Below are 10,285 nucleotides of genomic sequence, written 5' to 3' on the forward strand. Positions count from 1 at the left end.
GCACGCTGGGTTCTTAGGGAGACGGCACTTGGTAACAAGTGTCGTCCACCCGACACTTTCGAGTTAGAAAGTGCCACGGGTAAAAATTCAACCTGAGAGGCTTTTGGACAATTCCGTGTTTGTAATTAGGCTTTTCTCAAAGATAAAGGATTAAACATACGTTAATATACTCATACGTATATCTACTTAGGACATTATGTTGCTTCCCCCTGATATCATAAAAAGTATCCAGAGAGTCTTCTTTAAGGATGAGCATTTTTATCATGATGAATTCCTTTACTCATCAAAACTAAATGATTTATTCGAAGAGCATAAAGATAGTTTAGATCATGTTGATTCTACCGCCTTACAAAACCTAGTGGTTCTTTCCATTCATAAAATTAAGCTCAAAGAAATGGCGTTAGAGAGAATGAGCGTATGGAACTATAACGATATAAAAAAGGAGGAATTACCGTATTTAGAACAAATCATTGAAGAGGTTAGTTGCTATTGGTTAAGTGCAAAATTCTATGATTACCTTTGGTCTACAACAACCCAAAAAAATTTTACAAATGCGAAGAAAGCACTCATTTCATATCAAAGCTTCCCAATTGAAAATTTACTTAATGATCAATCTTATTGGGAAAGAGCTATTGCTTTAGCTACGTGGGCAGACGTTCCGGAAGCATATGAAAGCATTATTGATAATTTAATAAGTGCAGCAGCACAGGACGATCTAGCTTTCATTGTTGCTCGTTTACTAATTAAACAGCCTAAAAAAGTATTCTCACTGCATTCTCTAGAGCTTACCAAGTTGGTAAAACAAGCGATTGATACTCTAATCAGTGAAAAAAATTACTCTATCGCTATAAGCTACTGGGAGTTACTTCTAAAGATTGCCAATAGAAGCTTACCTTCATCTCTAAACAAAAATGAAATCAAACACCTATATAGTGTAGTGATACCTACTACCGCTGGGCAATTCAAGAAAGAGAGCGCAACAGTCACCTATTGACTGCTAAGCACTTTCGAAGTGCATTAAGTTTGCTTGAAAGCCTCGACGGAAAATATAAGACAAAGCATAACATCGACTCATTAGAGCAAAAAATAGAGAATGAGTTAGTTAAAACTAGGGAAGATATAACCAAGCAATTCGAGGTCTCAGCTCAAATCCATAATTTAGATTTAACTGATATGATCACGCAGACTAAAAGAGCCATGCATGATCAGTCTTTTGAAGCTATTTTTTCTATTCAAGGCGTAAACCTATTAAATATAAGAACCCTATACTTTGAATCAAAAAAAGACCAAGGATTTTTTGTTCGCACTTTTTGCGGTTCTATCTCTTTTACAGATGAAGGCGGTAAGCTATTAGGTAGCTACCCCACTCATTCCGCAGAAGCTCGATACGCCCAATGGGTTCAGTCTTACCAAAGAGGCTGTAACCTTTTGGCTTCAGGAAGTATTTTGCCTGCTTTACATACTCTAAAAAATGGGAACAACATTGATAAAGAATACTTTTCTGAACTAATCAACAACTGTTTAATTATTCCAACGTCGCAACGCGCATTAGCAACAAATGCTCTATGGTTTGGCTATTGCGATGATTTTTCAACTTCACTTATGCTTATTTGTCCATTGATTGAGAGCATGCTCCGCTTCATCCTGCAAGAATCAGGAATTCCAACAGTCACCATTAACACTGCTTGTGAGGGCGAAAAGAGTATATCTTTATTACTAAAGCTATCTAAGAAACATAGAATACTAGACTCGTTTCTTAAATTTGAAATAGAGGCGCTATTCTCTGACAGACATGGCTTTAATTTCCGAAACAAAGTGGCACATGGGATAATAGATGATCAAAGTAGTCAATCATATGGTGCTATTTATGTATGGTGGTGGTTCTTAAGAGCAGTAACTCTTTATCAAACTCCAGTACAACCTGATTAAACGCCATAATTGAACCTAGATATTTCGACGGAGCTAACAACTTTTGGGGCACTTTCAAGCTAGAAAGTGCCAAGGGTAGAAATTCAACCTAAGAAACTCTTGGACACAAACAGCTTAGGCACCTTACATTAAACCATAAGGTTAGACGAAGTATCTTGAGACTCTCAAACGTTTGGTTGTCCTTTGTAGTTAGTACATATAGCCAAGCCAGTCAATATGGCCATCTCCCCAATTCTTTGCATTCATTGGCTTTATATAAAGCTCATCAACATGTTCAACAGCAACACCATAATTCGTGTGTTCATGAAGCCTTAACCATGAATTGGTTCCCTTAACTTGAATATACCCTCGTGCTGAATAGAAACTTTGCAGCTCTGAGACAAGAATGATGAAGTCTACCCCCTTACCTTCGCAAAACAAGGAAACCTCGGATAACATCAACGTACCAATACCATGACCTCGATAATGTTCAGCAACACAAAAGTCGACTATCCCCAAAACCTTGTGTACTTCATTCCCAACTTTTATTACCCGATAATCTAATCCGAGATACCCGACAAGCACATCACCTTCATACTGTAGCGCACGAAGGTGAGGGAGTTGTTTAAAGTAGGAACGCCCAACTTGATGCTTTGGAAATGATTGATTCCGCAACATCATAATTTCTTTATGCTGCTTTTCGGTCACATTAATTTCATATACGATTTTCATACTCATCCTCGTAAGAGCTAACGGGCGAAACACCAGAAAGTTAAATTTATCCACTTGGTATTACATGCCAGTAATGAACGTTTTGATTGTGTATTCAGTTTTGAAACTTGCAAATTTAAATTGAGCAGTGGCCCTAAACTCACGAAGAGTTTACCAAGGCCATAACACCTAACAGTATAAAAATACTTCCAGACCACCTTGAGAAAAAATCAACCCAGTGACTTCTTGCTTGAAACCTTTTATGTAGATGACTAGCCATCAAAACACTTAAAAGATCCGCGCTGCTAAACATTAAATTCGTAAAAACTCCCAAAATAAGTAATTGCAGCCAAACAGCAAGACTACCTACTTCATTCACAAACTGTGGCAAAAAAGCAAGATAAAAAATTGCGGCTTTAGGGTTCAGGACATCGACGATGACACTCTCAATGAAAGTTCTTTTAGGAGAGACCATATTATTTTCGCGAGAAGTAACCCTTAACTTTTTAGTTAGATAGATACGCTGGAACCCCAACCAAACGAGGTAAAGAGCTCCTAACTTTTGAATGACGGAATAGAGAGTAGGATTAGCTAAAAGCACCGAAGACAAACCTAATACAGCTAAAATCACATGGACATACCCTCCTATATGAGGCCGAAAGCTGCCATTATTCCTACTTTCTTCCCTCCTGACACCGCTTGAGCAATACTATAAAGCATCGCCGGACCGGGCATGAACGCATATAACAAAGTAACAACTAAGTAGGTAAACAATTCCGTATTTGAAGTCATTATTATTCAAACTCCCTTCTATTTTTAACCATTTCATTCTCCAATATTACTTTCCATATTGAAGTTTCTCTTCTCCAACCCTAAGGCAGCCAATTGATGAAATTCCGTTTGTTGATCCCCTCGAACCGCGAGTAATTTATCTCTCATCTTTGCGACCAGAGTACACCTAACTTCTTTACCATTCACCGAAGCAAATGATTCACGAAACTTTTTGGCAGAATTTTCATCTTGTTTAAGCAAGAAAATATTCCTCTCAATTACTTCAAAAAATTCGGAACTACTTTTATGTCTCAGAAAATTAACTCTGCTATGAGCAGACCTACTTGTAATTTGTTGATCAAAGCTATCAACGAGAGTATTTGCCGCTTTAAGACTTTTTCCCCATTCGAGCGTCATACTTTCAAGCGTCAAATATTTCGTTGGTAGATTATATTTTTTGTGTTCTCTGATAGCGGTTTCCACTAACATCTGTGTCTGATTGTCACTCAACTCCAACTCATTCAAGTTAAAAGAACCATAGAGCATTATTAACTTATCTCCCTCTTGTAGGATTGCTAATGCCAAAGGTGTCCTCAATTGAGGCCACATTTTACCCATAGATAAGTAACTACGGAATAAGTACCTCGATACCATAATAATTTCACCGAAAACATAAAATCACTTACGGTAAACTAAACCACTAATATCGATTGAATTAATAATTAACTGATAATTTATTAATTGAAAATCAATACATACCCTAGAATCACAGGTCAAAAATTATCAGGCATATATAAGATATGGATAACTATAGTGACCCTTGGGATAAAATACGCTGGCATAATGAAGAACACTTCTCTATTGATGAAGTTGGATTTAATTTGGTTTCTTGGGGAAGTCCCAAAAAGAGAACTACGGAAAATAATTTCGTTCTAGTTAAAGATCCTTCATTCGCCAAATCAATGTCACGAATCTGTGCACCTTTGACTCCAAAGAACATTATTGAGTTTGGGTTATATCACGGTGCTAGTCTCGTTTTACTCGATAAGATTTTCACCCCTGACTCCATCATAGGCATAGACGAACGCCAAGAACACCCAGCCTTAAGTCAATACCGAAAGGGATCTTCAGCACACTCTGTAATAGAACCTTATTGTGGAGTAAAGCAAGATCATACAGACAAGCTCATTCAAATATTAGAATCACACTTCCCCAAAAAAAATGTAGACCTAATTATTGATGATTGCAGCCATTTATATGAACCAACAAAAGCCGCCTTTTTGACATCATTCCCTTATCTAAAATCAGGTGGGATATACATCATAGAAGATTGGGGATGGGCGCATTGGCCGGGCGAGTTTCAAAAGAAAGAGTTTTTCCCCGGAACTCCTTTAAGTAAATTGGTTTTCGAATTACTCATGCTTCAAAGCGTCATTCCAAATGTCATAGCTAAAATTGAAACTGATTATAATCACGTTGCTATTACTAAAGGAGAAGAGAGTAGCCCCAATAACCGGAAACTATTTGAACTCATAAAATGCAAGACCTCGATTCACATTGAGAAACAATGATAAGTTCATACTCCATACTAGCTATAGCTATTATTTTAAGTTCATTAGACAAATGGATATCACGAATCTTCCTTAAGAAAAATAATTTATGCAATGAGTACTTACTAGCCTATCAAATAACATGCAGTGTACTAGCTGCGCTGTTTGTTGCATTCGAAATCAAACAAATCCCCACAACACTCGACAATACAAGTAAACTTTTGGAGCTGTTGGTTTTGAGTATATTCAGTATTTTCTCGTGGATGGGTTTTGCATACTCGACCTTCAGGGCTCGTACTTCAATTGAATTAGGCGTTGTCTCTATAATATCTAAAACAAAGATAATCTGGAGTGCTATTTTCGGAGTTAGCTTTTTAAATGAGAAACTTACTTTCCTTCAAATAGTGGGCGTTATGCTCATACTTATCGCCTCACTACTCATCAGTAAAAATAACAAAATAGGTCTTCTTTTTTCAAACAATTTTCACGCGTGGCTCGCCCCAATCTTTCTCACTATAGCTATAGGTATTGATAAAGTGCTTACGATCTACTTACCCTCTAGCATTATCCTTTTCATCGGTTTTTCTGGAACTGCTCTTTTGACGCCTCTACTATTTAAAGTTCATTATGGGTTAATCAAAAAAGTTCTAGCTAACGCGATAATAACAGCTACTTGTGGCACGGCAAGCTACTATCTTCTCTTAAAAGTGCTCAACACTAGCGCTTTTAGTTTAGTCATGGCTTTATTCCAAGGTGCCTTTATCCTCGATATTCTTTTTGGTTACTTCTTTTTAAAAGAGCACACTAACCTTACAAGGAAAATAGTCTCTTGTTTACTCGCCACCCTTGGCATTTTGACTTTGGCTTCATAACGTACACTTATTTACAGAACTCCAAGTGTGACTCTCCAAAACACAAACTTCACCAAAAAACCTAACCTTAAAATTTGATGTACTTATGTTATTCCGACAGATATTTTAATCACCATTCCCAAAAATCCACTTCATATCTAAACCATTCAACCTCCTCATCGGTCAGTTCCGGTATTAATTTGATAGGTCTTCCTCTGCGTTTAGGGGGAGATTTCGTCGGCTTAGGTTTGGAGGCTCTCACTTTTCGAGTTTTAGGGTTATTCACAAGCTGGTCTGATAATATTCCACTAATAACTTCCCCTATCGCCTCAGCAGATTGTGAGACCTGCGCATCATCCACATGAGCATAACGAAGCGTGGATGAAATACGCGTGTGACCCAACAGTTTCGACACCATTGGGATAGGATACCCCTCTAACACCGCATAACTGGCAAAGGTATGGCGCAAATCGTGAATGCGAACATCCTCGATATGGGCTAAGGCTCGCACCTGTTGCCAGACCATACTAACCTTAGTCGACCGACTCACAAAACGATGCAAGGGCATAAACACATCATCGTGTGATTCGCTACGATGCGCCCATACTTGCTGTGGTATGTCTGAAAGGAGTTGCTGCGCTTCCTTGCCCACATACACCACCTTCGCACCCGTTTTGCTGTCCGGCAAGTGCCACTCCCTGCCTTTAACAAAAGACCATTGCAGGCCTGTTACCTCAGAAATTCGACACCCCGTTAACAGCACCAGCTTTAGCACCTGGCAACAGCACGCTTCCAGATCACCTTGCTGGCTGATCACCATTAATGCCTTCTGCAGTCGCGCTAACTCATCCAAACTCAAAAAACGATTGAGCTTTTTTTTGCGATTTTGCTTAAGACCGTCACAAGGGTTGTTCATGCAATAGCCTTGCTTCACCGCATATTTGAAGATTGAACGAAGCACATCAAGATTACGATTAGCTGCTCCTGCGTAAATCTGGCTAAGTTCATCAAACCAACGATGTACATGACACGAATCAATACGGCTGACAGGAAAACGTCCAAACTCGGGCAACAAATGCCTTTTTAAGGCGCTCGACGCTGTCCCTTGCGTACTCAGTTTCCATCCCTTGCAGACCTTCTCCGTCCATTCTTCTTTCACCAAAGCATCGAAGCGGATCAACCGTATAGGTTTCGTCTCTTTGTCTAAAAAAGAGGCCTGTAAAGCTTGTACTTGTTGTCTCATTTTTTTTAGTGTCAGTTGCCCCACTGCCGCCAACGTCTTATTAGGAACGGATAAATGAGTCACATAGAAACGGCGACCATCGGTATAAACTCGAACCCCTAACGCTGGCACTTGAGTATCCCACACCGTATACGTCCGAGTTTTCGAATGAAGTGATTGAATCACTTTAGAAGTGAATAACAGTGACTTCATGAGCGCATACCTTTAACGAGTACACCCGACACATGAGAAGCCGCCTGACACACGTCATCACGTCCCAAATGTGCATACTTTAGCGTCGTTTCCGCTTCAGCATGCCCCAAAAGGCGACTCAGCACGATCAAGTTTACCTTCGACTGAATGGCAATACTGGCGTAGGTGTGACGTAAATCATGCAAACGTACACCTTCCAATCCTGCCAACTGGCGAGCCTGTCGCCAGAATATACCCAACTGATTGGTGGATATGGGTTGAGTGTTACAAGGGGCTGGAAACAGGTAAGGACTCTCTGATTGCCATGCATCAAGATAAGCTCTAACTTGTGAGCAAAGGTAAACCGTTTTCGCCCCCGTTTTACTGTCTAGTAAATGCCAGTGACCACCTCGGTACTCTTTCCATTGTAAGGTTCTCACTTCCGATGAGCGGCAACCTGTGTATATCAACAAACGTATTATCATGACCTTAGCCGGGTTATCGCCCTCTAACGTGTCTAACACTCGCCAGAGTTGTCGCAATTCATCTTTACTAAGATAGCGCTCTCCCCCTCCCTCTTTATAACGCTTGAAACCACGGCAAGGATTGGTATTTTTAGGACGATATTCCCACGTTTCACATTGTTGCATCATAACCGACAGCAACACTAACGCTTGGTTGGCTGAGCCTTTCACATGGCTTAACTGGGCAAACCACTGCTCAACATCATTTCGAACAATGGATTGTACTTCCCTATCTCCAAGATAAGGGGCGATCTGAAGACGAAAGGCACTTTCGTTCTTTTTCAAAGTGCGAGGTTTCCAATGACGAGGATAACGCTCAAAAAACTCTTGGCCGAACGCCTGTAGCGTTATGGAGGGCAATGCTTCAATTTTCGGACTGCGCACCTGCTGAACAAACAGCAAGGCTTCTCGTCTTGCTTGACGTAATGAGTAATCTAACGTGCAACCTAGCTTATGATTTTGCCTCAATCCGTTGTGCTGAAAACGAACGAAAAACACGCACCTCCCTGACGGGTAGACTCGTAAATACAACGTAGACACCTTGGAATCATAGTATTCTTGTGTGGTCGAAGTCGGTTTAACGCGCTCGACAAATCGCTGAGTAAGAGATATTTTTTCCATTTCAAGCTCCTGTTTACAGGGGCACTTTTGAACCGTAGAACGCTGTCAAACATGCCATAACACTAAAAAACAAAAACTAAATACCAATAAATTTCAATAATTTAAAACAGACAACCACCCATAATCGCCAGATTATGACGTAGGGTGTGGATGATTCCCAAGCGGTAACAATGACCTCCAATGAGTCTGCATCTAGTTTGTTTTCTTGGGGGGTGTTTTAGGAACGTCGAGCTCAAAAGCCGAACCGTTGGCGATTGAACCTAGGGTGATTGAGACCATTAGGGAAGGAATGTAAAACGGAAAAAGAAGATCGTGACACAACTAGCGCTGCACCATTACGGTGCAAGAAAGGTTATTTTAATGGCGACTGATAATAGACTTTTTGAACTTTTTTGATGTATATTTTTCTGGCGCTTTCGGTACGTTTAAGAAATCCTGCATTATAAGCGCCTACGCTATTCCAATTATAACCATGGCTGGCAAAGTTAGAGCTTAATACCCACGCACCTAATGAAACATTAAAACAAGGTTCGTAGACATTGGTTTCATTGACATTAAATTCAACCAGTCGAGGAAACCAACTAGAGTTAATTTGCATGAGTCCAAAATCACGACTGGTTACTTGACCTTTTTTATTTTTGTTTTCGTTATAAGCATGAGGATCAAGACTGCTTTCAACTTGTGCTATCGATCGCAGCAAATCTGGATCAACATTATAATGTTGTCCTGCTTCATCAAAACAAAACGAATACCCGACACTTGGAAATACCGACAATAATAAGATTAGTTTTTTCATAAGCTAAAAAATGGAGTCCAAAGGAACTCCATTATATCGCGTGAATTGACGTCATCAATATTCATTAGGGAGTAAAATCGTAGTGCAACTACGATCACGCTCGGTAATTATCCAAACTTGTTCATTACAAATGGTATAACTGGATAAAACCCGCTCGCCTGTCTTAGTGGCTTCGTCATTGGTAAGTTTATCTTCAACACAGACATTTCCCCAATCACCATTTTGGTGACGATGTAAGTAAATCGGTAAATTCACACCAATATTGTTATTTAGCAGTTCAGCAATGCCTTGTGTACAAACAACTTTGCCAAGATCAAACGGCACAGCCGTACAAAAATAATTTTTTCCTTTTGTTTCTTCGTTACCTGATGTAACATTTTTAATGTTCATTTTATTTACCCCTGTATTTAAATTGAATTTGCCTTGATATTTGATACAGCAAATATCAAGGCGCTTTACTTTTAGCGTTTAATAAACGTCTTCCGTTTTACGAATGTGATTAAACACCTCATACACTTCATCGTAAGAAATGCCATACCCTTCGAGCTTTTCGACACAATCACAAATGTCATTGGTATAGAAACACTCGTGATTGAATAGCTCACGGCGAATGATCGCTTTTTTACCATTCTCTTCGATGTCTTCGACGATCCCTTCTTGAGCAATAGAATCTAAACGGGTCATTAATTGCTTCGCATTATCAACAGGGCAAATTAAACCCATACCTAATGACGCATATTTCACGCCCTCTTTTTTTTCTCCATCGAGCTGCTTATTAGAAAAAGCAAAGAACGCCCCGCCTCATTAAATGCTTGCGTTTGTTTGGCTTGAATATAGTGAGAGAGATATTTCATCACTTACTCCTTACGTTATTAAAAAATATCCCAAGAATTAAAACGGGCAACGGTGAAACGAAAAGAGGGATCTCGAAGGGGTTGATACATCCTTCACAATAAAATTGTCAGTTAAGTCCCCTATTTTAAAGTGGTGCAAGATACTCTTCTCAACCTCAGCCTGAGTGGATGGGTAGAACTTAGAATCACGCAAAGTAAATCCTGCAATTTTGAGTTCAGCTAAGGTAATGTCGCTACACGGCGTAAGAGAAAAGCCGTGCTCTTCTCCCTCTGTACGCTGAGGAA

At 39.7% G+C, this 10,285-nt stretch carries 12 protein-coding genes and 1 pseudogene; 4 read left to right on the plus strand and 9 right to left on the minus strand.

Annotation, left to right across the window (positions count from 1 at the left end):
• Positions 1-196: 196 nt before the first annotated feature.
• Positions 197-994 (plus strand): hypothetical protein, encoded by a 798-nt coding sequence (locus ACED28_RS21910; protein WP_371710743.1) that lies wholly within the window; start codon positions 197-199, stop codon positions 992-994.
• Between the two features lie 29 nt (positions 995-1,023).
• Entirely contained in the window at positions 1,024-1,929 is a 906-nt protein-coding gene (locus ACED28_RS21915; protein WP_371710744.1) for a DUF4209 domain-containing protein, read from the plus strand.
• Between the two features lie 189 nt (positions 1,930-2,118).
• On the opposite strand, the gene ACED28_RS21920 is transcribed toward ACED28_RS21915, so the two are convergent.
• The 3 genes from ACED28_RS21920 to ACED28_RS21930 form a co-directional block, all read right to left on the minus strand.
• The gene (locus ACED28_RS21920; protein ID WP_076646378.1) at positions 2,119-2,640 is read right to left on the minus strand and encodes a GNAT family N-acetyltransferase; all 522 of its coding nucleotides are present in this window, start codon (positions 2,638-2,640) and stop codon (positions 2,119-2,121) included.
• 139 nt (positions 2,641-2,779) lie between these two features.
• The gene (locus ACED28_RS21925) at positions 2,780-3,250 is read right to left on the minus strand and encodes a LysE family translocator (protein WP_242658944.1); all 471 of its coding nucleotides are present in this window, start codon (positions 3,248-3,250) and stop codon (positions 2,780-2,782) included.
• 194 nt (positions 3,251-3,444) lie between these two features.
• Entirely contained in the window at positions 3,445-3,975 is a 531-nt protein-coding gene (locus ACED28_RS21930; protein ID WP_131825226.1) for a hypothetical protein, read from the minus strand.
• 215 nt (positions 3,976-4,190) lie between these two features.
• On the opposite strand from ACED28_RS21930, the gene ACED28_RS21935 reads away from it, so the two are divergent.
• Together ACED28_RS21935 and ACED28_RS21940 are read left to right on the plus strand one after the other, a co-directional pair.
• Complete coding sequence (locus ACED28_RS21935) at positions 4,191-4,961, plus strand: class I SAM-dependent methyltransferase (protein WP_048664376.1); 771 nt, start codon at positions 4,191-4,193, stop codon at positions 4,959-4,961.
• Complete coding sequence (locus tag ACED28_RS21940) at positions 4,958-5,812, plus strand: EamA family transporter (RefSeq protein ID WP_055318962.1); 855 nt, start codon at positions 4,958-4,960, stop codon at positions 5,810-5,812. The genes ACED28_RS21935 and ACED28_RS21940 overlap by 4 nt, the downstream gene beginning before the upstream one ends.
• A gap of 109 nt (positions 5,813-5,921) precedes the next feature.
• Here the strand turns inward: ACED28_RS21940 and ACED28_RS21945 are convergent, their stop codons facing one another.
• The 6 genes and pseudogenes from ACED28_RS21945 to ACED28_RS21970 all read right to left on the minus strand — a co-directional run.
• The gene (locus ACED28_RS21945) at positions 5,922-7,226 is read right to left on the minus strand and encodes a tyrosine-type recombinase/integrase (RefSeq protein WP_371710745.1); all 1,305 of its coding nucleotides are present in this window, start codon (positions 7,224-7,226) and stop codon (positions 5,922-5,924) included.
• The gene (locus tag ACED28_RS21950; protein ID WP_076646386.1) at positions 7,223-8,350 is read right to left on the minus strand and encodes a site-specific integrase; all 1,128 of its coding nucleotides are present in this window, start codon (positions 8,348-8,350) and stop codon (positions 7,223-7,225) included. Before ACED28_RS21950 ends, ACED28_RS21945 begins: the two co-directional genes overlap by 4 nt.
• Before the next feature lie 352 nt (positions 8,351-8,702).
• Positions 8,703-9,146: a lytic transglycosylase domain-containing protein gene (locus tag ACED28_RS21955; protein WP_017060513.1), complete on the minus strand. Its 444-nt coding sequence runs from the start codon at positions 9,144-9,146 to the stop codon at positions 8,703-8,705.
• A gap of 54 nt (positions 9,147-9,200) precedes the next feature.
• On the minus strand, positions 9,201-9,536 hold the full coding sequence (locus ACED28_RS21960) for a hypothetical protein (protein ID WP_017060514.1): 336 nt from the start codon (positions 9,534-9,536) through the stop codon (positions 9,201-9,203).
• 78 nt (positions 9,537-9,614) lie between these two features.
• Positions 9,615-10,000: pseudogene (locus tag ACED28_RS21965) on the minus strand (hypothetical protein).
• A gap of 37 nt (positions 10,001-10,037) precedes the next feature.
• A partial coding sequence (locus ACED28_RS21970) for a hypothetical protein (protein WP_371710746.1) occupies positions 10,038-10,285 on the minus strand: 248 nt, incomplete at its 5' end.

The sequence above is a fragment of the Vibrio sp. 1F253 genome (genome assembly GCF_041439295.1).
GTDB lineage: Bacteria > Pseudomonadota > Gammaproteobacteria > Enterobacterales > Vibrionaceae > Vibrio > Vibrio tasmaniensis_A.